At 71.6% G+C, this 20,038-nt stretch carries 15 protein-coding genes; 11 read left to right on the top strand and 4 right to left on the bottom strand.

Annotated features, from left to right (window positions below; all coding sequences use genetic code 11):
* The first annotated feature begins 49 nt into the window (after positions 1 to 49).
* Positions 50 to 763, top strand: coding sequence for a class III extradiol dioxygenase subunit B-like domain-containing protein (locus tag AB0E85_RS27280; RefSeq protein ID WP_361932257.1), 714 nt, complete (start codon positions 50 to 52; stop codon positions 761 to 763).
* 120 nt (positions 764 to 883) lie between these two features.
* On the opposite strand, the gene AB0E85_RS27275 is transcribed toward AB0E85_RS27280, so the two are convergent.
* Positions 884 to 1,231, bottom strand: coding sequence for an antitoxin (locus tag AB0E85_RS27275; protein WP_361932254.1), 348 nt, complete (start codon positions 1,229 to 1,231; stop codon positions 884 to 886).
* Between the two features lie 26 nt (positions 1,232 to 1,257).
* Positions 1,258 to 1,527: a hypothetical protein gene (locus AB0E85_RS27270; RefSeq protein WP_361932251.1), complete on the bottom strand. Its 270-nt coding sequence runs from the start codon at positions 1,525 to 1,527 to the stop codon at positions 1,258 to 1,260.
* A gap of 182 nt (positions 1,528 to 1,709) precedes the next feature.
* Here AB0E85_RS27270 and miaA point away from each other — a divergent pair, with 182 nt between their 5' ends.
* From miaA to hflX, 6 genes are all read left to right on the top strand, one after another.
* Positions 1,710 to 2,648, top strand: coding sequence for a tRNA (adenosine(37)-N6)-dimethylallyltransferase MiaA (gene miaA / locus AB0E85_RS27265; protein WP_361932248.1), 939 nt, complete (start codon positions 1,710 to 1,712; stop codon positions 2,646 to 2,648).
* Between the two features lie 108 nt (positions 2,649 to 2,756).
* Positions 2,757 to 3,269 (top strand): hypothetical protein, encoded by a 513-nt coding sequence (locus tag AB0E85_RS27260; protein WP_361932347.1) that lies wholly within the window; start codon positions 2,757 to 2,759, stop codon positions 3,267 to 3,269.
* 28 nt (positions 3,270 to 3,297) lie between these two features.
* Entirely contained in the window at positions 3,298 to 4,170 is an 873-nt protein-coding gene (dapF, locus tag AB0E85_RS27255; protein ID WP_361932246.1) for a diaminopimelate epimerase, read from the top strand.
* 296 nt (positions 4,171 to 4,466) lie between these two features.
* The gene (locus AB0E85_RS27250) at positions 4,467 to 6,641 is read left to right on the top strand and encodes an HD domain-containing protein (protein ID WP_361932243.1); all 2,175 of its coding nucleotides are present in this window, start codon (positions 4,467 to 4,469) and stop codon (positions 6,639 to 6,641) included.
* A gap of 103 nt (positions 6,642 to 6,744) precedes the next feature.
* Positions 6,745 to 8,247, top strand: coding sequence for a M1 family metallopeptidase (locus AB0E85_RS27245; protein WP_361932240.1), 1,503 nt, complete (start codon positions 6,745 to 6,747; stop codon positions 8,245 to 8,247).
* Positions 8,248 to 8,450: 203 nt separating this feature from the next.
* On the top strand, positions 8,451 to 9,944 hold the full coding sequence (hflX, locus tag AB0E85_RS27240; RefSeq protein ID WP_361932237.1) for a GTPase HflX: 1,494 nt from the start codon (positions 8,451 to 8,453) through the stop codon (positions 9,942 to 9,944).
* A gap of 87 nt (positions 9,945 to 10,031) precedes the next feature.
* On the opposite strand, the gene AB0E85_RS27235 is transcribed toward hflX, so the two are convergent.
* Both AB0E85_RS27235 and AB0E85_RS27230 read right to left on the bottom strand, forming a co-directional pair.
* Positions 10,032 to 11,240 (bottom strand): hypothetical protein, encoded by a 1,209-nt coding sequence (locus AB0E85_RS27235; RefSeq protein WP_361932234.1) that lies wholly within the window; start codon positions 11,238 to 11,240, stop codon positions 10,032 to 10,034.
* Between the two features lie 247 nt (positions 11,241 to 11,487).
* Entirely contained in the window at positions 11,488 to 12,711 is a 1,224-nt protein-coding gene (locus tag AB0E85_RS27230; protein ID WP_361932232.1) for a hypothetical protein, read from the bottom strand.
* A 385-nt stretch (positions 12,712 to 13,096) separates the two neighbouring features.
* Here AB0E85_RS27230 and AB0E85_RS27225 point away from each other — a divergent pair, with 385 nt between their 5' ends.
* The 4 genes from AB0E85_RS27225 to AB0E85_RS27210 form a co-directional block, all read left to right on the top strand.
* Positions 13,097 to 14,512, top strand: coding sequence for an aminotransferase class III-fold pyridoxal phosphate-dependent enzyme (locus AB0E85_RS27225; protein ID WP_361932344.1), 1,416 nt, complete (start codon positions 13,097 to 13,099; stop codon positions 14,510 to 14,512).
* A 526-nt stretch (positions 14,513 to 15,038) separates the two neighbouring features.
* Positions 15,039 to 16,982, top strand: coding sequence for an IucA/IucC family protein (locus AB0E85_RS27220; RefSeq protein ID WP_361932230.1), 1,944 nt, complete (start codon positions 15,039 to 15,041; stop codon positions 16,980 to 16,982).
* An 85-nt stretch (positions 16,983 to 17,067) separates the two neighbouring features.
* Positions 17,068 to 17,814: a GNAT family N-acetyltransferase gene (locus AB0E85_RS27215; RefSeq protein WP_361932227.1), complete on the top strand. Its 747-nt coding sequence runs from the start codon at positions 17,068 to 17,070 to the stop codon at positions 17,812 to 17,814.
* Positions 17,815 to 18,043: 229 nt separating this feature from the next.
* A partial coding sequence (locus tag AB0E85_RS27210) for an ATP-dependent DNA helicase (protein ID WP_361932224.1) occupies positions 18,044 to 20,038 on the top strand: 1,995 nt, incomplete at its 3' end.

Genomic DNA, 20,038 nt, shown 5'->3' with positions numbered 1-20,038 from the left:
CTGCCGCCGTGTGCGGTGGCAGCGGCTCCTGAGAGTTACCCTGCCGATCATGCTTGTCGCCGCCGCTGTCTGCCCCTGCCCGCCCCTGCTGGTGCCCGAGGTCGCCGCGGGCGCCGCCCCGGAACTGGACGCGGCGCGGGACGCCTGCACGGACGCGCTGGGCGTGCTCGCCGCCGCCCGGCCCGGCCGCCTCGTGGTCGTCGGTCCCGGGAACGGCGCCGGGCCCGAGACGTACCCGGAGGGAACGGCGGGCTCCTTCCGGGGCTTCGGCGTCGACCTCGATGTACGTCTGGGAGCGGCGGAGGGCGCGAACCCGCGACCGCGACTGCCGTACGCGCTGGCGGTGGCCGCCTGGCTGCTGGAGCGCACCGGGTGGTCCGACGCGCCGGTCGAGGGCCTCGGGGTGGCGGAGTCGTACCCGCCCGAGCTGTGCGCGGACACCGGGAGGGACATCGCCGCGCGGGACGAGCGAGTGGCCCTGCTGGTGATGGGGGACGCCAGCGCGTGCCGGACGCTCAAGGCCCCGGGCTATCTGGACGAACGGGCGGCCCCGTTCGACACGGAGGTCGCACGGGCGCTCGGTGCGGCGGACGTGGCCGCACTGACCGCACTCGACACCGGGCTGGCCCGTGAACTGAAGGCGTCCGGCCGGGCCCCCTGGCAGGTCCTGGCGGGCGCGGCCGAGGGCGCGGACCTCGGCGGATCGCTGCTCTACGAGGACGCTCCGTACGGCGTGGGATACATCGTCGCCGGCTGGTCGTAGAGCTCGGGCGGCAGCCCGAAAGGCTGAGCACACGGACGGGGGAAGCGGCGGGGACGACCGGGAGCGAGCGCTCCGCGGCCGTCCGCCGATGTGCCCTTCAGAAGAACGCCGGTGTCCGCGTCAGGAAGCCGGCGGTGGCGCGTCGTCAGGCGGCGTGGTGCCACCAGGGTCCCGCGGCGGTGCCGTACGGCCCGCCTCCGGCGGCATGGCCCCTGTACCCGGCGGCGCCGTCTGGCCACCCCCGTCCGGTCCACTCCCGCCCTGGTGCGCGAGGCGGCCCATGGCGCCCTTGGCCCGGCCCGTGCCCGACTGGATCCTGTCGCTGTACTTGCCCTTGGTTCTCTTGTCGACGGCCTGCGCGGCCTTGTCGAGACCGTGGTGGATCTTGCCCTCGTGCCGCTGCGCGAGGTCCGAGACCTTGCCCTTGGCCGGGCCCAGTCTGGCTTTCACGTTGTGCAGGAGACCCATGGCTCACCTTCCCTCGCGCGGGGCGGTCACGTACGGGCGCCCTCACCGGCCTCGTTGTCGGCCGCCTTCTCGGTGGACTGCTGCTTGGGGATGTCGACGCCCTCGGACTCGGTGGGCTCGGCGGCGGCCTCGCCGGCCGGCTCCGTCGCTTCCCCGGCTCCGTCGGTGCCCTTGGCCTCCTTGGCCTCGGCCGTCTCCTCCTCGGGCCCGGCCTTCGCCGCGTCGGTCCGAGCCTCGGCCGCAGGCGTCTCCGCCGTGGCCTTCGACCGCCGGAGAAGTCGTGCAAAAACGCCCATATCCACTCCATACGTTACTCGTGCGGGCGAAATCCCGCGTTGCCCGGTGCGTCGGTTTGCGCGGTCCGGGTCACCGCCTCTGCGATCCGGCGGCAGGAACCTCGCAACGGGCAACGACCCCGCGGCCGTGGCGTCACGTAACTCGTTCGAGACCAGGGTTCGAGGTTTGCGAGACTGGGGCGGTGAGCAGTGCACCCCCCGCCCCCCGCGTCATCGCCGTCGTCGGACCTACCGCGGCCGGAAAGTCCGATCTGGGCGTCTTCCTGGCCCAGCGTCTCGGCGGCGAGGTCGTCAACGCCGACTCCATGCAGCTCTACCGAGGGATGGACATCGGCACCGCCAAGCTGACGCCCGAGGAGCGTGCCGGCGTCCCCCACCATCTGCTGGACATCTGGGACGTGACCGTCACGGCGTCCGTCGCCGAGTACCAGCGCCTGGCCCGGGAGCGGATCGACGCCCTGCTCGCCGCGGGCCGCTGGCCGATCCTGGTCGGCGGCTCCGGACTCTACGTGCGCGGGGCCGTCGACAACCTGGAGTTCCCCGGCACGGACCCCGAGGTCCGCGCCCGCCTGGAGGAGGAACTCACGCTGCGCGGCCCCGGCGCACTGCACGCCCGGCTGGCGGCCGCCGACCCCGAGGCCGCTCGCGCGATCCTGCCGAGCAACGGCCGCCGGGTGGTCCGCGCGCTGGAGGTGATCGAGATCACCGGCAAACCGTTCACGGCCAACCTCCCCGGCCACGACTCGGTCTACGACACCCTTCAGATCGGCGTCGACGTGACCCGTCCCGAGCTCGATGAGCGCATCACGCGGCGGGTCGACCGGATGTGGGACGCCGGTCTGGTGGACGAGGTGAGCGCACTCCAGGCGCAGGGGTTGCGTGAAGGGCGTACGGCTTCGCGCGCGCTCGGTTACCAGCAGGTGCTCGCGGCGCTCGCCGGGGAGTGCACGCTCGACGAGGCGCGGACCGAGACCGTACGTGCCACCAAGCGCTTCGCGCGCCGCCAGGATTCATGGTTCAGGCGCGACCCGCGGGTGCACTGGTTGAGTGGGGCGGCGGCCGACCTCACGGAACTTCCGCAGCTCGCGCTGTCCTTGGTCGAACGACCGGTTACAGCCTGATCACGTCATGGCATCGGGACGCCCAGGCCGCCATCCGGTGCTTCGGCGGCGTGCCATCATCGAGCTTCGATCGACCGAGTTGAGTCCTAGTTGGGAGGGCGCGTGGCGATGGAGGCCGGCCCTCGCGACACCGCACGAAGCACCGATCACATCACCGCCGAGCGGGATGGGACGGAGGCCGGGCCCGCTCCCGAGCAGGAGGTGGACCGCCTCAGCTCCGACGGGCCCGACGAGACGCAGGGCGTGACGGACGACGGTCCCGAGCCCGGCGAGATGTTCGCCGACGAGGTCGAGGTCGAGCTGCGCCCGCAGCGCCGGCTCCGCATCTGGCAGCTGGCCCCCATCGTGGGCCTCGCGGCACTCGGCTCCCTGATGTTCGCCTTCCCGCTCGCCTTCGACTTCGGCGACAGCGGGGCCGTCATCGCCATGCTGGGCCTGCTCATCTGCTCCTGCGCGGCCGGCTGGGGCATGATGGCCGCCCGCCGCGTCGGCTACACCTTGCCGGGCCTGCCGGCCCGCGGCTCCGGGCGCAGACCCGACTGGCGGGTCGTCCTCGCGTACGCCCTGGTCGTGGCGCTCGTGGTGGTCCTCGCCGTGTGGCGGGTGGCACGACTGCGGTAGGGGGCGCGTGCCCCGTTACGATCGAGGCATGAGCACGCGGATCGCCTTCCTCAAGGGGCACGGCACCGAGAACGACTTCGTGATCGTCCCGGACCCCGAGAACGCCATCGACCTGCCCCCGGCCGCCGTCGCCGCCCTGTGCGACCGGCGCGCGGGCATCGGGGGCGACGGCCTGCTGCACGTCGTCCGTTCCGCCGCCCACCCGGAGGCCGAGGGGATGGCGGCCGAGGCGGAGTGGTTCATGGACTACCGCAACGGCGACGGCTCGATCGCGGAGATGTGCGGCAACGGCGTGCGGGTGTTCGCGCGCTACCTCCAGCGCGCCGGGCACGTCACCGAGGGAGACCTCGCGGTCGCCACGCGCGGGGGAGTGAAGACCGTGCACCTCGCCAAGAACGGCGACGTGACCGTCGGCATGGGCCGGGCGGTGCTCCCGGACGGCGACGTCACGGTGAGCGTCGGCGAGCGCAGCTGGCCCGCGCGCAACGTCAACATGGGCAACCCGCACGCGGTCGCCTTCGTGGACGACCTGGAGCACGCGGGCGACCTGTTGTCCCCGCCCCCTTTCAGCCCGGCCGCCGCCTACCCGGACGGTGTGAACGTCGAGTTCGTGGTCGACCGCGGCCCCGGGCACGTCGCCCTGCGCGTGCACGAGCGCGGCTCCGGTGAGACCCGCTCCTGCGGCACGGGCGCGTGCGCGGTCGCCGTGGCCGCCGCCCGCCGCGACGGCGCCGACCCGACGGCCTCCGGCACCCCCGTGACCTACACCGTGGATGTCCCCGGCGGCCGCCTGGTGATCACCGAGCGGCCCGACGGAGAGATCGAGATGACCGGCCCGGCCGTGATCGTTGCCGAGGGCGAGATCGACGCGGACTGGCTGGAAGCCGCCGCGTCCGTGTGAGCCGGGACCAGTCGTCCTGAAACACTCGCGCCCCTTCGGCCACCCGACCCGAAACCACCGTTGATAACCGGCCACTTGGCGGAAATCACGCGGCGAAGGTCGCGGTCGGCGGGGGTACAAACCTCACATTCATCCCTCGAATGGGTGATCAGTTTCACGCTCGGCGAGAGGCGGTCAGTCGGGCGTGGTGGGCTCGGTAGCATCAAGCACCGGCCCGGACGGGGGACCGAAGCCGCCCCCTGAGCCGTGTCCGCTCTGGGGCACCCGTCCGCCGGTTGACGCAGCCGGAGGTGCCCATGAGTGCGGAGGCCACGAATTCCGTGACCCCAGGCCCGATGCCGGGCGCGGTGTCAGGACCGGTGACGCCGACAGCCCCCCGCAGAAAGGCCCGCCCCCGGATCGACCTGCGCCGCCTGGGCCGTGCGGCCCTGCTCGGCCCCGCCGCCCGCGGCCGGCTGCCCGACGCCATCAGCCACGTCGTCGAGGCCCACCGCGCCCACCACCCCGACGCGGACCTCGAACCCCTGCGCCACGCCTACGTCCTGGCCGAGTCCTCGCACCGCGGCCAGATGCGCAAGAGCGGTGAGCCGTACATCACGCACCCGCTCGCCGTGACCCTGATCCTGGCCGAACTCGGCGCCGAGACCACGACGTTGACCGCGTCCCTGCTGCACGACACCGTCGAGGACACGGATGTCACGCTCGACCAGGTCCGCGACCAGTTCGGTGAGGAGGTCCGCTACCTCGTCGACGGCGTCACCAAACTGGAGAAGGTCGACTACGGCGCCGCCGCCGAGCCCGAGACCTTCCGCAAGATGCTCGTCGCCACCGGCAACGACGTCCGCGTCATGTCGATCAAACTCGCCGACCGGCTGCACAACATGCGCACCCTCGGTGTCATGCGCCCCGAGAAGCAGGAGCGCATCGCCAAGGTGACACGTGACGTGCTCATCCCGCTCGCCGAACGGCTCGGCGTCCAGGCACTCAAGACCGAACTGGAAGACCTGGTCTTCGCGATCCTGCACCCCGAGGAGTACGCGCACACCCGGGAGCTGATCGTCCGCAACGCGGCCCGTGCGGACGACCCGCTCGCCGAGGTCGCCGACGAGGTGCGCGGTGTGCTGCGCGAGGCGGACATCACGGCCGAAGTCCTCATCCGGCCCCGCCACTTCGTCTCGGTGCACCGCGTCTCCCGCAAACGCGGCCGGCTCCGCGGCTCCGACTTCGGCCGCGTCCTGGTCCTGGTGAACGAGGACGCCGACTGCTACGGCGTCCTGGGCGAACTGCACACCTGCATGAAGCCGGTGGTCTCCGAGTTCAAGGACTTCATCGCCGTACCGAAGTTCAACCTCTACCAGTCGCTCCACACGGCCGTGGCGCGCGAGGACGGCCAGGTCGTCGAGGTCCTCATCCGCACGCACCAGATGCACAAGGTCGCCGAGGCCGGCGTCGTCGCCCTCGGCAACCCGTACGCCCCCGCCCCCGAGGACCCGGCCGACGGCGAGCGCGTCGACCCCACCCGCCCGGGCTGGCTCTCCCGGCTCCTCGACTGGCAGGAGGCGGCTCCCGACCCCGACCACTTCTGGTCCACGCTGCGCGAGGACCTCGCCCAGGACCGCGAGATCACCGTCTTCCGGCCCGACGGCGGCACGCTCGGCCTGCCCGAGGGCGCGACCTGCGTGGACGCCGCCTACGCGCAGTACGGCGAGGACGCGCACGCCTGCATCGGCGCCCGGGTGAACGGCCGCCTGGCGACACTGAGCACCGTCCTCAAGGACGGCGACACCGTCCAGCTCCTCATGGGCCAGGACCCGGCGTCGGAACCCTCCCGGGAGTGGCTGGAGCACGCCCACACGCCGGCGGCCCGGATCGCCATCCAGCGGTGGCTGACCGCACATCCGGTTCAGGCGGAGTCCCAGCGGAACGAGACGCGGATCGCCGAGGACCGGACGGCTCCGAGGCCCCTCGGCGCCCCCGACCCGGACGCGGCTCCGGAGCAGCCCGCCGGGCGCCCCGGCACCGGCCATGTCCTCGCCGACCTGCCCGGCGCGACCGTCCGGCTCGCCCGCTGCTGCACGCCCGTACCGCCCGACGAGATCACCGGGTTCGCCGTCCGCGGGGGAGCGGTCACCGTGCACCGCGTGGAGTGCCCCGCCGTGGCGCGCATGAAGGACGGGGGGCGCGCGGCGGTCGGCGTGCGCTGGGGAGAGGCCGCCGAGTGCCGGGTCACGCTGGTCGCCGAATCGTTCGTCCGTCCCCATCTGCTGGCCGACCTCACCGAGGCCATGGCGTCCGAGGGCGCCGAGATCGTCTCGGCGACCGTCGAGCCCCCGACCCAGCAGCAGGTGCGGCACACGTACACCGTGCAGCTCCCCGACGCCGGCCACCTGCCCGCCCTGATGCGCGCGATGCGCAACGTGGCCGGGGTGTACGACGTCAGCCGGGCACAGCCGCAGCCGCAGGGCGGCTGACACGCCGTTGGGGCGGCACCCGGCTCAGGGCGCGGTCCCCGGTTCGGGTGGGACGAAAGCGCGCCGTCCCCGACGCCCGCCCGCCCGCTGATAGCCGTGAGGCATGCTCCTGACCCCCCACAACCAGGCCACCGCCCCCACCCGCCGCCGGACCGCAGCCGCCCTGCTCACCTCGGCCGTCTCCGTCTGCCTCGTCGCCGCGAGCGCCCCCGTCGTCCCGCTCGGTGTCGGCGACCGCCTCTTCCCGTACCTCGGCAACCCCGGCTACGACGTGGCGTCGTACGACCTCGCCTTCACCTATCCGGGCAACAACAGCGAGCCGTTGCAGGCCGTCACCACCATCGACGCCTGGACGACCGCCGACCTGGACCGCGTCAACCTGGACTTCGCCCACGGCAAGGTCGAGTCCGTCGAGGTCGACGGCGACCCCGCGGAGTTCCGCTCCGCGGGCGAGGACCTGGTGATCACACCCGAGGACTCGGTGTCGGACGGCACCTGGATGCGGATCACCGTGCGGCACACCAGCGATCCCGTGCCCGCCGAGGGCCGCGAGGGCGGCTGGGTGCGCACGGCCGACGGCCTCGCCATGGCCAACCAGGCTGACGCCGCGCACCTGGTGTTCCCCTGCAACGACCACCCCTCCGACAAGGCGATGTTCACCTTCCGGGTGACCGCTCCCGAGGGTCACACCGCCGTCGCGGGCGGCCTGGCCGCCGGAGTGGAGAAGTCCGGCGGGTCGACGACCTGGACCTACCGCACCCAGCACCCCATGGCCACCGAGCTCGCCCAGGTGTCCATCGGCCGCTCCACGGTGCTGCACCGCACCGGCCCGCACGGCCTGCCCGTACGGGACGTGGTCCCCACCCGTGATCGCGAGGTCCTCGAACCCTGGCTGGAGAAGACCCCCGGCCAGATCGCCTGGATGGAGAGCAAGGTCGGCCGCTACCCCTTCGAGACGTACGGCCTGCTCGTGGCCGACGCCTCCACCGGCTTCGAACTGGAGACCCAGACGCTCTCGCTCTTCGAACGGGAACTCTTCACGGAGCCGGTCTATCCTCCGTGGTACGTCGAATCGATCATGGTCCACGAGGTGGCCCACCAGTGGTTCGGCAACAGCGTCACGCCCCGCACCTGGTCCGACCTGTGGCTCAACGAGGGGCACGCCACCTGGTACGAGGCGCTGTACGCCGAGGAGCAGGCCGGTAAGTCGATGCGGGACCGGATGAAGGCCGCCTACGGTGCCTCCGACCGCTGGCGCGCCGCCGGCGGGCCCCCCGCCGCCCCCAAGGCCCCCGACCCCGCCCGCAAGACCGGCATCTTCCGGCCCAACGTCTACGACGGGGCCGCGCTCGTCCTGTACGCCCTGCGCCAGGAGATCGGCCGCCCGGCCTTCGAGCGCCTGGAACGCGCCTGGGTCGTCCGCCACCAGGACGACACGGCCACCACGGAGGACTTCGTCAAGCTCGCCGCCGAGATCTCCGGGCGCGATCTCGACGGCTTCTTCCAGGACTGGCTGTACGGCGAGAAGACCCCGCCGATGCCGGGGCACCCGGACTGGAAGCCGGAGACTCCCGCGAAGCCGCAGGCCCCGGCAGCGAAGCCGTAAGCCCCGGCAGCGAAGCCACAGGCCTCGGTGGAGCAGGCCCGACGGTGGCCCGAGGGTGAGGACGCCCGCCCGATAACACAGTGACGAGACGCCCCGTGCCGTGCGAACATCTTCAGGTCGGCGCGGTACGGGGCGCCGGGGAATCTCCCGGACCGCCCGCGCGTTGCACACAGTGAACGGCTTCCCATCGACGTAAGGATCCAATGACCTCCTCTTCTTCCTTTTCCCAGGACTCCAAGCGCTTCGCGCACAGCCACCCCGAGGGTCTTCGGGCCGATGCCCTGATGGAAGAGGACGTCGCCTGGAGCCACGAGATCGACGGAGAGCGGGACGGCGACCAGTTCGACCGCTCCGACCGCGCGGCTCTGCGCCGTGTGGTGGGCCTCTCCACCGAGCTCGAGGACGTCACCGAGGTCGAGTACCGCCGGCTCCGACTGGAGCGGGTCGTCCTCGTCGGCGTCTGGACCTCGGGAACCGTGCAGGACGCGGAGAACTCCCTGGCAGAGCTCGCCGCCCTCGCGGAGACGGCCGGCGCGCTGGTGCTCGACGGCGTCACCCAGCGCCGCGACAAGCCCGACGCGGCCACGTACATCGGCTCCGGCAAGGCCGAGGAACTGCGCGACATCGTCGTCGAGACGGGCGCGGACACCGTCATCTGTGACGGTGAGCTGAGCCCCGGCCAGCTGATCCACCTCGAGGACGTCGTCAAGGTCAAGGTCATCGACCGGACGGCCCTGATCCTGGACATCTTCGCCCAGCACGCCAAGTCCCGAGAGGGCAAGGCACAGGTCGCTCTCGCTCAGATGCAGTACATGCTGCCGCGACTGCGCGGCTGGGGTCAGTCGCTGTCCCGGCAGATGGGCGGCGGCAAGGGCGGCGGCCTCGCCACTCGTGGTCCCGGTGAGACCAAGATCGAGACGGACCGGCGCCGAATCCGCGAGAAGATGGCGAAGATGCGCCGGGAGATCGCGGAGATGAAGACCGGCCGCGAGATCAAGCGCCAGGAGCGCAAGCGCCACAAGGTGCCGTCCGTCGCCATCGCGGGCTACACCAACGCCGGCAAGTCCTCGCTGCTCAACCGCCTCACGGGCGCGGGCGTGCTGGTCGAGAACGCCCTGTTCGCGACCCTCGACCCGACCGTGCGCCGGGCCGAGACCCCGAGCGGACGGCTGTACACGCTGGCCGACACGGTCGGGTTCGTACGTCATCTGCCCCACCACCTGGTCGAGGCGTTCCGCTCCACGATGGAGGAGGTCGGCGAGTCCGACCTGATCCTGCACGTGGTCGACGGTTCGCACCCGTTCCCGGAGGAGCAGCTGGCCGCCGTACGCGAGGTGGTCCGGGACGTCGGCGCCACCGACGTGCCCGAGATCGTCGTGATCAACAAGGCGGACGCGGCCGATCCGCTGACGCTCCAGCGGCTGCTGCGCGTCGAGAAGCGGTCCATCGCCGTCTCGGCCCGCACCGGCCAGGGCATCGAGGAACTGCTCGCGCTCATCGACAACGAGCTGCCGCGGCCGTCGGTCGAGATCGAGGCGCTCGTGCCGTACACGCACGGCAAGCTGGTCGCACGTGCCCACGACGAGGGCGAGGTGATCTCCGAGGAGCACACCCCGGAGGGCACCCTGCTCAAGGTGCGGGTGCACGAGGAGCTGGCGGCGGAACTCACGCCGTACGTTCCGGCGCCGGCGCTCTGAGCACGACCCGGCCGGCGCCGTGACCTGAGCTGACGGCCTGAAGGCCCGCCTCCCGTTGCCGGGGAGCGGGCCTTCAGCATGCACGGGTCACTGACCGCCGTACGTCTTGCTCATGTTCTGGTAGAGCGCCTCGGCGTCGCGGCCCAGCTGCGGACCGGCCAGCCAGGTGTTGTCGGCCGGGCCGATCGAAGTGTTGGAGACCAGCACCGACTTGCCGTTCAGGACCCGGAACCAGCCGCCGCCGGACGAACCGCCGGTCATGTCGCAGCCGATGCGGTACATCGTCGGCAGGGACGGGCTGAGTGAGAACCGGCCGGGAGTGTCGACGCACTTGAACATCTTCTCGCCGTTGTAGGGCGGCGCGGCCGGGTAGCCCCAGGCGCCCATCTTGGCGGCCTCGGCCGCGGACGGGGCGGAGAAGTCCACGTCCAGCGCGGCGCCGACCGTCTCTTCCAGGGACTTGGCGCCCTGCTCCGGCTTCACGTGCAACACGGCGTAGTCGTATGCGGCTCCGTCACCGCCGCTCTCCGAACCACCCTGGATCCACTGGTTCGAGGTCGAGGCCCAGTTCGCCCACCAGTTGCCGTAGGGGGCGACCTCGGCCGGGTTCGCGTTGCTGATCTCGGCCTCGGACTTGCCGAGGTCGTTGTAGGCCGGAACGAACATGATGTTGCGGTACCAGCCGCCGTTGCCGCCGGCGTGCACGCAGTGGCCCGCCGTCCACACCAGGTTGGACTTGCCCGGGTGGTTGACGTCCTTGACGACCGTGCCCGAGCAGACGGCCGGGCCGTCGGGGGAGTCGAAGAAGACCTTGCCGACCGGCGCCGCGTTGCGGTGGTACGGCGTCTTCTCCGCCTGTGCCCGGACAGGAGCCGGATCCGGGTCGCTGACGCCGTCGCCGGCCGAGGCGTCCTTCGTCGTGACCGTCTTGTCTGCCTCCTCGGCGGACTGCATCCGCTCCGGCTTCCAGAGGCCCTCGATCACCGGGTTGACGAAGTCCTTGGCGTCACTGAGCCACTTGTCCTTGTCCCAGTCCTTCCAGCCGCCGTCCTTCCAGCGGTCGACGTCGATCCCGTGCTCCTTGAGCTTGCCCGCGAGATCGGCCGGGATCTTGACCTTGCCGCCGCCGCTGCCGTCCGCGGCGGCCTGCGAGGAGGTGGCGTCGGGCTTGTCGCTCGCCGAGTCCGCCGAACCGCCACAGGCGGTCGCCGTGAGTGCCACGGCGGCGACGAGCCCGGTGGCGGCGACGACGGTGCGCCGCCCGCGCCTGGCTGCGGGCGTACGTGTGGAACGCATGGTGCTGTGACCCCCGTTGTGCGTACGTAATTGGTGCTGGTGCTGGTGCTGGTGCTGGTGCTGGTGCTGGTGCCGGCGCCCGGGCCCGGTGGTGTGCGGGGCCGGTGGTGCGTGCGCAGGGCATGGACGTGTGGCCCGGCCCGCGCGACACCCCACTATGCCCGGGGAGTTGAGGGCGTACCGGGGTGGGGCGGTGAAGGTTTCCGCTGGGTACGCCGCCCCACCGACGGCGCCGTTCAGCAGGCCGTCACCGGCCCGCGAACTTCTTGCTGACCGAGTCGTACACGCCCTTGGCCACGCCGCCCAGGCGCGGTCCGGCCAGCCAGCCCGACGTCACCGGGCCGATCGAGGTGTTGGACACCAGCGCAGGCTGGCCGTCCGAGCCGGTCGCGACCCAGCCGCCGCCCGACGAACCGCCGGTCATGGTGCAGCCGATGCGGTACATCGTCGGATCCGACGCGGTGACCGACAGCCGCCCCGGCCGGTCCTCGCACCGGTACAGCTTCTGCCCGTCGTAGGGCGGCGCGGCCGGGTAGCCGATCGCCGTGAGGCTCTTCACCTGCGGCACCGCGGGTGCCTTGAAGTCGACCGGCAGCGCCGAACCGACCATCTCTTCCAGCGACTTGCCACCGCTGCCCTTCTCCGGCGTCACATGGATGACCGCGAAGTCGTACGCCGCGCCGTCGCCGCCCGTCGAACCGCCCTGCTCGATCCACTGGTCCGAGGTCTGCGCCCAGTCGCCCCACCAGACACCGTAGGGAGCGACGTCTTCCCGGGTGACGTTCTCCAGCTCCTCCACCGGCCTGCCGTCGTCGTTGTACGACGGCACGAACGCGATGTTGCGGTACCAGCCGCCCTTCTTGCCCGCGTGCACGCAGTGGCCCGCCGTCCACACCAGGTTGGACTTGCCGGGGTGGGCCGGGTCCTTCACCACGGTCGCCGAGCAGACGGCCGAGCCCTTGGGAGAGTCGAAGAAGACCTTCCCGGCCGTCGGGGCGTTGGCGTGGTACGACGGCGGCACGGCCTGCGCCTGCACCGGCTCGGGCGTCGGGTCGGTCACACCCTGGTCACCGGATAGGTCGCTGTCGTCGACGCCCTGGTCGGGTTCCTCGGCCTCCCGCATCCGGTCCGGGTTCCAGAGCCCCTCGATGATCGGGTTGATGTACTCGTTGGCCTCGCGCAGCCAGTCCTCCCGGTCCCAGTTCTTCCAGGCGCCGTTCTTCCACTTGTCGACGTCGATCCCGTGCTCGCGGAGCCGGTCCCTGATGTCGTCCGGGATCCTGAGCTTGCCGTCGTCGGCGGCGGTGGCCGACGCGGAGGCCTCACCGCCCGCCGTGGCGTCGCCCGACTCGCAGGCGGTGGCGGTGAGCGCGACCGCCGAGGCGAGGGCCACGGCGGCCAGTACGGGGGAGTTCCTGCGGCCCGCCCTCCCGTCTCGGCTGGCATGGGACGACGGCCGTGTGGATCGCATGATCTGACTCCCCCTGCTACGGAACGAACGTGGACCGACCGGTGCCTCGGCCCCGATTCCCGCTGTCACACGGGCGGTTCGGGACGACCGCACGGTGTCCGGGAACGGCACCACACACTATGCGGTGGCTGTGGGGGCGATCCGACGGGTCCGCAACAGTTCCGTTACGGAAAGGATCTTGAGGCAACCCGTAACCAGGTGAGTGATCCGGGGTTGGTTGCGGTGGGGGGCCTGCTGTCTGTGCGCGGTCCTCTGTGCCCGTGCCCAATGGGAGGTCAGGGAGATCGTGGCGGAATCCACCCGTGGGGGTTGTGCGCCGGAGGAGGCCACCGTGGGGCGTACGCAGGTGAAATCCCTTCCCGGCGGGGCCGTTGACGTTACAGCCCTGGCCTCGCGCAACGGACACGAGGCAATCCTGCGTCGCCAAGCCGCGCGCGAACCCGCCGCCCGAACCTACGCCCGGGCCCTGCCGATCGTTCCGGTGCGGGCGAGGGGATTGACCATCGAGGGCGCGGACGGCCGCCGCTACCTGGACTGCCTCTCCGGCGCCGGCACCCTCGCCCTGGGCCACAACCACCCGGTCGTCCTGGAGGCCATCCGCAAGGTCCTCGACTCCGGCGCGCCTCTGAACGCCCTCGGTCTGGCGACACCCGCGAAGGACGCGTTTCTCACCGAGCTGTATCGCACTCTCCCGCCAGGCCTCGCGGAGCGGGCACGCGTGCGTTTCTGCGGACCGGCCGGCAGCGAAGCCGTCGAGGCCGCCTACGCGCTGGTACGCGCGGCGACCGGTCGGAGCGGCCTCCTTGCGTTCACCGGTTCCGGCCGCGGAACCACCTGCGGGGCCCTCGACGGCACCTCTGCGGACACCCCGGACACGTGGGTCGCCCGACTGCCCTACCCGCAGGACTACCGCTGCCCGTTCGGCGTCGGCGGTGAGCGCGGCGCAGACCTCGCCGCCCGCTGGACCGAGTCCCTCCTCGACGACCCCGGGTCAGCGGTGCCGCTGCCCGCCGGGATGCTCGTCGAGCCCGTCCAGAGTGAGGGCGGGGTGCTCCCCGCGCCGCCCACCTGGCTGCGGCGCTTGCGACAGCTCACCGCCGACCGGTCCATCCCGCTGATCGTGGACGAGACCCACACCGGCGTGGGCCGGACCGGCACCTTCTGGGCGGTGGAGCACAGCGGTGTGACCCCCGACGTGATGGTGCTCTCCAAATCCATCGGCGGCAGCCTGCCGCTGGCCGTCGTGGTCTACCGCGACGACCTCGACATCGGGGAACCCGGCGCCCCCGTCGGCACCTTCCCCGGCAACCAGCTCGCCATGGCCGCCGGCACGGCGACCCTCGCCCACGTCCGCGAGCACGCCCTCGCCGAGCGCGCGGCGACACTGGGGGAGCGCATGCTGGGCCAATTGCAGGACCTCGCCTCGGAGTTGGAGTGCGTAGGGGATGTGCGAGGGAGGGGACTGATGATCGGGGTCGAGCTGGTGGATCCGGAGGCGGAGCGGGACTCCGGTTGTGCGGGCGCTCCTGAAGCTGCGGAGGGCGGTGTGGCGGCGTCGCTGATGCCGCGCAGCGGACGTCACCCCCCGCCCGCCGCCCCCGAACTGGCCGCTGCGGTCCAGCAGGAGTGCCTGCGGCGCGGCCTCATCGTCGGACTCGGCGGCCGCCACGCCAGTGTCGTACAACTGCTGCCGCCCCTGACCCTCACCGATGAACAAGCGGCCGCCGTATTGGACCGCTTGGCCGACGCGGTCCGGACAGCGGCTCGCTGCCGTGGGGGTGGCCCGGCAGCCGCACCCTGAGCCGCGGTGAGCTTCTACGGCACGGAGGTCGCGCGGTGCCCGCGTGCGAAACACCTCCCCTCAGCCGCCTGCCCCCGTGTCTGTGTGCCCGCCCGCCCTGTGTCTGCCTGACGGCTGTCCGTTCGCCGGCCGCCTGCCTGCCTGCCTGCCGGCAGTCTGACCGTCGGCCGCCCGGTGAGCTATCAGCCCGGCTGGCCTCAGTCGGCACGACCATCAGCCCGGCTGGCCTCAGGTCGGCACGACCATCAGCCCGCCCGGCCTCAGGTCGGCACGACCATCAGCCCGCCCGGCCTCAGGTCGGCCCGACCAACAGCCCGTACGACCACAACCCGCCCGATAGAAGCCCGCACGCCGCTCCCTGATGCCGCGCAGCCACGCCCGAGTGAGGCTCCGCAGCCCACACCGCTTCACCAGCAGGATCCGAACCACTCCAAGAGGTACCGCCGTGAACGCCACCCCCCACACCCACCCCGACTCACCCACCCCGGCGCCTGGACAAGACTCTGTCGGCGCCCGGCAGTCGGGGATGCCACCGCACCCGCGGGTCCCCCACCAGCGGCCGATCGCCACACCCGCCCAGGGGCTGAGCGAAAGCCATGGCCCCGACCCCCTCACACATCCCGACCCGCACACCGTCGCCCACGCCGCCGCCGTGGAGAACCTGCTCCGCTGCTGGGCGCGCGAGACCAACCAGTCCGCCCCGGCCGACGGCCTTCTGCGCATCCCCCTGCCCGCCAGCGGCACGGCCCTGTCCGCCCCGGTCCGCTACTGGTCCCCGACAGGCTGGCACCGCTTCGGCCCCCCTCGTCCGGCAGACGCTCCCGATTCCGTCCCACCGGTCGACGCCCTCACGCTCGCCGCCCTGCTCACCAGAGAGATGTCCGCGAACGGCTCTGGCGGCGACCGCGTTCACGACCCCTTCCCCACGACCACGGCCGGCTCCACCACCGCAGGCTTCAGGGCCGGCACCGAGCTCGTCGCGGGCGTCGCCGACTCCCTCCGACGAGTCACCGGTTTCATCACCGCCCGCCGCGAACGACCGGCCGACGGCCCCGACCTCTTCCTGTCAGCGGAGCAGGCACTCCTCCTCGGACACCCCCTGCACCCGACCCCGAAGAGCCGCGAGGGTCTCTCCGAGGCCCAAGCACTCCTGTACTCACCCGAGTCGCACGGCTCCTTCCCTCTGCACTGGATGGCTGTCGCTCCCTCCGTCCTGGCCACCGACACCTCCTGGACCGAACGCGGCCGCCCCGTCGCCGCCCCCCGGCTCACCGCCCGCCTCGCCGGTCCCGCACCGGCCTCACCGGACGGGTACGTCCTGCTGCCCCTGCACCCTTGGCAAGCACACGAGATCCGCCACCGGCCGGAGACCGCTGCCCTGATCGACGCCGGACTGCTCCGTGACCTCGGCACCAGCGGCCCTCACTGGCATCCCACCTCCTCCCTGCGAACCGTGTACCGCACCCATGCCCCCGCGATGCTCAAGCTCTCCCTGGGCCTGCGCATCACCAACTCCCGCCGAGAGAACCTCCGCAAGGAACTTCATCGTGGCGTCGAGGTCCACCGTCTGCTCCGCAGCGGCCTCGCACAGCAGTGGCGGGCCGCGCACCCGGACTTCGACATCGTTCGGGACCCCGCCTGGCTCGCCGTGGACACACCCGCCGGCGCTCCGGTGCCCGGACTGGACGTGGTGATCCGCCACAACCCGTTCAGCTCAGCGGACGATGTCTCCTGCGTGGCAGGCCTCGTGGCGCCGCGTCCGTGCTCGCCGACCGTGCCTGAGGACCTGCCAGGACACCGGGCCAGGCACGACCCGTCCAAGTACGACCCGGCCAAGTACCACCCGGCCTTGCGGTCCCGGCTGGGTGAGGTCGTCACGTGTCTGGCCCGGCGAACCGGCCGCCCCCGCGGAGCCGTCGCCGCCGAGTGGTTCCTGCGCTACCTCGCCCACGTGGTGCGCCCCGTCCTCTGGCTGGATGGCGAGGCCGGTGTCGCCCTGGAGGCACACCAGCAGAACACCCTGCTTCTGCTGGACGCAGACGGCTGGCCCACAGGAGGCCGCTACCGCGACAACCAGGGCTACTACTTCCGCGAGTCCCGGCACGCGGAGCTCGACAGCCGGTTGCCCGGGATCGGAGAGCGGAGCGACACCTTCGTAGATGACGAGGTCACCGACGAGCGACTCGTGTACTACCTGGTGGTCAACAACGTGTTCGGCCTCATCGGCGCGTTCGGCTCCCAGGGGCTGGCCGACGAGCGGCTGCTGCTCGCCGCCTTCCGCCGCTTTCTCGCAATGGCGGCATCCGGTCCGGCCCGGCCGCGCAGCTCGCTGCCCGCCCGGCTGCTCGACTCACCCGTCCTGCGCTGCAAGGCCAACCTTCTGACCCGGCTGCACGGACTCGACGAACTGGTCGGCCCGGTCGACAGCCAGTCCGTCTACGTGACCATCGCCAACCCCCTGCACTCCTGACCACCCTGATCGACGCCGACCACTGCTGAACCTCCTTCATCCCATCCCTGAGGACATGCCTACCCCCTTCCGAGAGGAGCGTTTGGTGCCTTCCTCCGGCCCGATCGCCACGGCCGGCATCACCGCCCCTGTCGCGACTGACGTGGCCTCCGGCCCCCGGTCCTGTGCCGTCTCCGGCGCGGGCATCGGAACTGCATCCGCCCCCGGCGCGGCCTCCGGCGAGCCTTCGCCCCGAGCGGGTGGGCACGACGATCTCCTCGACGACCTCCTCGACCACGTCGCCGAATGGGGTCCGGCCGACACTCCCGCAGGCGTGTTCCACCTCGTCCCCGTGCGCATCGAAGGAGATCTGCCGCTCATCAGCCGTTGGATGAACGACCCCGCAGCCGCGGCGTTCTGGGAGTTGTCCGGACCGCAGGAGGTGGTCGGGGACCACCTGCGGGCCCAGCTCGCCGGTGACGGACGCAGCGTGCCCTGCGTCGGCGTGCTGGACGGAACACCGATGAGCTACTGGGAGATCTACCGGGCGGATCTCGACCCACTGGCCCTCCATTACCCGGCCAGGCCTCACGACACGGGGATCCACCTTCTGATCGGTGCGGGCACGGACCGGGGGCGTGGTCTCGGCGGTCTGCTGCTGCGGGCCGTGGCCGATCTCGTTCTATCGCAGCGGCCCTCCTGCGCACGCGTCATCGCGGAACCCGACATTCGCAACACCCCCTCCATCGCCGCTTTCCTGACCGCCGGCTTCCGGTTCTCCGCCGAGGTCGACCTGCCCGCCAAGCGGGCCGCCCTCATGATCCGAGACCGGCCCATCCGGCCCCCTCTGTAGCGCTGTGTCACCGCGCCGTCACTCATTGAACGCAGCTCGTCCCGCCGCAGTTCCCGTCTGCCGCGCGAGTTTTCGTAGCGGCTTCGCCACGACCTCGCCCACACCCTCGGTCACCCGCAGACCCACCACGTCCCCAGGAGTTCACGACCTTGATCCCGCCCCCCGCCCGCACCCCTGCCTCCGCCTTGATCACCCGTTTGTCAGTGCAGGGTCGTAGGGTGGTTGCGCTATGACGAAGCCCTCACTCCCCGAACTCCTGCATGCTGCCGTCACTGCCGTCGGCGGCACGGAGCGCCCCGGTCAGGTGGCCATGGCCGAAGCCGTCGAGGAAGCGATCGACGACGGCTCACACCTGCTGGTCCAGGCCGGCACCGGTACCGGCAAGTCGCTCGGGTACCTGGTGCCCGCGCTGGCGCACGGGGAGCGGGTGGTCGTCGCGACCGCCACCCTGGCCCTGCAGCGCCAGCTGGTGGAGCGCGACCTGCCGAGAACGGTGGAGTCGCTGCACCCCCTGCTGCGCCGCCGCCCGGAATTCGCGATGCTCAAGGGCCGGTCGAACTACCTCTGCCTGCACCGGCTGCACGAAGGGGCCCCGCAGGACGAGGAGGAGGGCCTCTTCGACCAGTTCGAGGCCGCCGCGCCCACCAGCAGGCTGGGCCAGGACCTGCTGCGGGTGCGTGACTGGGCCGACGAGACCGAGACCGGCGACCGTGACGACCTCACGCCCGGCATCTCCGACCGGGCCTGGGCGCAGGTTTCGGTGTCGTCGAGGGAGTGCCTGGGGGCCTCGAAGTGCGCGTACGGCGCCGAGTGCTTCGCCGAGATGGCCCGCGAGCGTGCCAAGCTCGCCGAGGTCGTCGTCACCAACCACGCGCTGCTCGCGATCGACGCCATCGAAGGCGCCCCGGTCCTCCCGCAGCACGAGGTACTGATCGTCGACGAGGCGCACGAACTGGTCTCCCGGGTCACCGGAGTCGCCACCGGCGAGCTCACCCCCGGCCAGGTCAACCGCGCGGTGCGCCGTGCCGCGAAACTGGTCAACGAGAAGGCGGCCGACCAGCTCCAGACCGCCGCCGAGGGTTTCGAACGGCTGATGGAGCTGGCGCTGCCGGGTCGTCTGGAGGAGATTCCCGAGGACCTCGGGTACGCGCTCATGGCGCTGCGCGACGCGTGCCGCACGGTCATCTCCGGAATCGGCGCGACCCGGGACAAGTCCGTCCAGGACGAGGACGCCGTCCGCAAGCAGGCCCTCGCCTCCGTGGAGAACGTGCACGACGTGGCGGAGCGCATCACGAACGGTTCCGAGTGGGACGTGGTCTGGTACGAGCGCCACGACCGTTTCGGTGCCTCCTTGCGTGTCGCCCCCATGTCCGTCTCCGGACTGCTGCGGGAGAAGCTCTTCGCGGACCGCTCCGTGGTCCTGACGTCGGCGACACTCAAGCTGGGCGGCGACTTCAACGGCGTCGGCGCCTCCCTGGGCCTCGCCCCCGAAGGGACCGAGGGCGACGACGTCCCGCAGTGGAAGGGCATCGACGTCGGCTCGCCCTTCGACTACCGCAGGCAGGGCATCCTGTACGTCGCCAAGCACCTGGCCCGTCCCGCGCGGGACGGGGATCGCGCGGACATGCTCGACGAGCTCACGGAGCTGATCCAGGCGGCAGGCGGCCGCACCCTCGGCCTGTTCTCCTCGATGCGGGGCGCCCAGCTGGCCGCCGAGGAGCTGCGTTCCCGGATCCCCGAGTTTCCGATCCTCCTGCAGGGCGAAGAGACACTCGGCGAGCTGATCAAGAACTTCGCGGCCGATTCGAAGACCTGTCTCTTCGGCACGCTGTCGCTCTGGCAGGGCGTGGATGTCCCGGGGCCCAGCTGCCAGCTGGTCGTCATGGACAAGATTCCGTTCCCGCGCCCTGACGATCCCCTGATGAGCGCGCGCCAGAAGGCCGTCGAGGAGGCGGGCGGCAACGGCTTCATGGCCGTCGCCGCCACCCATGCGGCACTCCTCATGGCCCAGGGCGCAGGCCGTCTCGTACGGGCGTCGGGAGACCGCGGGGTGGTCGCCGTCCTCGACCAGCGTCTGGCGACGGCCCGGTACGGGGGTTACCTCAAGGCGTCACTGCCCGACTTCTGGTTCACTGTGCGACCGGCCATTGAAAACCAATCGTTCGTTTTTTATTCTGAGGGGGACACGGAAACTGGATGCCCGTGTCCCCTTCCGAGTCGAAAG

It is taken from the genome of Streptomyces sp. NPDC029044 (assembly GCF_040637495.1).
GTDB lineage: Bacteria > Actinomycetota > Actinomycetes > Streptomycetales > Streptomycetaceae > Streptomyces.
This window is presented reverse-complemented; position numbering and strand designations above follow the sequence as displayed.

What these genes read in the sequence shown, in the direction of transcription:
- AB0E85_RS27250 (WP_361932243.1), top strand. Translation starts at nt 4,467, where the DNA reads ATGAGTGCGGAGGCCACGAATTCCGTGACCCCAGGCCCGATGCCGGGC.
- hflX (WP_361932237.1), top strand. Translation starts at nt 8,451, where the DNA reads ATGACCTCCTCTTCTTCCTTTTCCCAGGACTCCAAGCGCTTCGCGCAC.
- AB0E85_RS27270 (WP_361932251.1), bottom strand. Translation starts at nt 1,527, where the DNA reads ATGGGCGTTTTTGCACGACTTCTCCGGCGGTCGAAGGCCACGGCGGAG.
- AB0E85_RS27275 (WP_361932254.1), bottom strand. Translation starts at nt 1,231, where the DNA reads ATGGGTCTCCTGCACAACGTGAAAGCCAGACTGGGCCCGGCCAAGGGC.
- AB0E85_RS27280 (WP_361932257.1), top strand. Translation starts at nt 50, where the DNA reads ATGCTTGTCGCCGCCGCTGTCTGCCCCTGCCCGCCCCTGCTGGTGCCC.
- AB0E85_RS27220 (WP_361932230.1), top strand. Translation starts at nt 15,039, where the DNA reads ATGCCACCGCACCCGCGGGTCCCCCACCAGCGGCCGATCGCCACACCC.
- AB0E85_RS27260 (WP_361932347.1), top strand. Translation starts at nt 2,757, where the DNA reads ATGGAGGCCGGCCCTCGCGACACCGCACGAAGCACCGATCACATCACC.
- AB0E85_RS27230 (WP_361932232.1), bottom strand. Translation starts at nt 12,711, where the DNA reads ATGCGATCCACACGGCCGTCGTCCCATGCCAGCCGAGACGGGAGGGCG.
- AB0E85_RS27235 (WP_361932234.1), bottom strand. Translation starts at nt 11,240, where the DNA reads ATGCGTTCCACACGTACGCCCGCAGCCAGGCGCGGGCGGCGCACCGTC.
- dapF (WP_361932246.1), top strand. Translation starts at nt 3,298, where the DNA reads ATGAGCACGCGGATCGCCTTCCTCAAGGGGCACGGCACCGAGAACGAC.
- AB0E85_RS27245 (WP_361932240.1), top strand. Translation starts at nt 6,745, where the DNA reads ATGCTCCTGACCCCCCACAACCAGGCCACCGCCCCCACCCGCCGCCGG.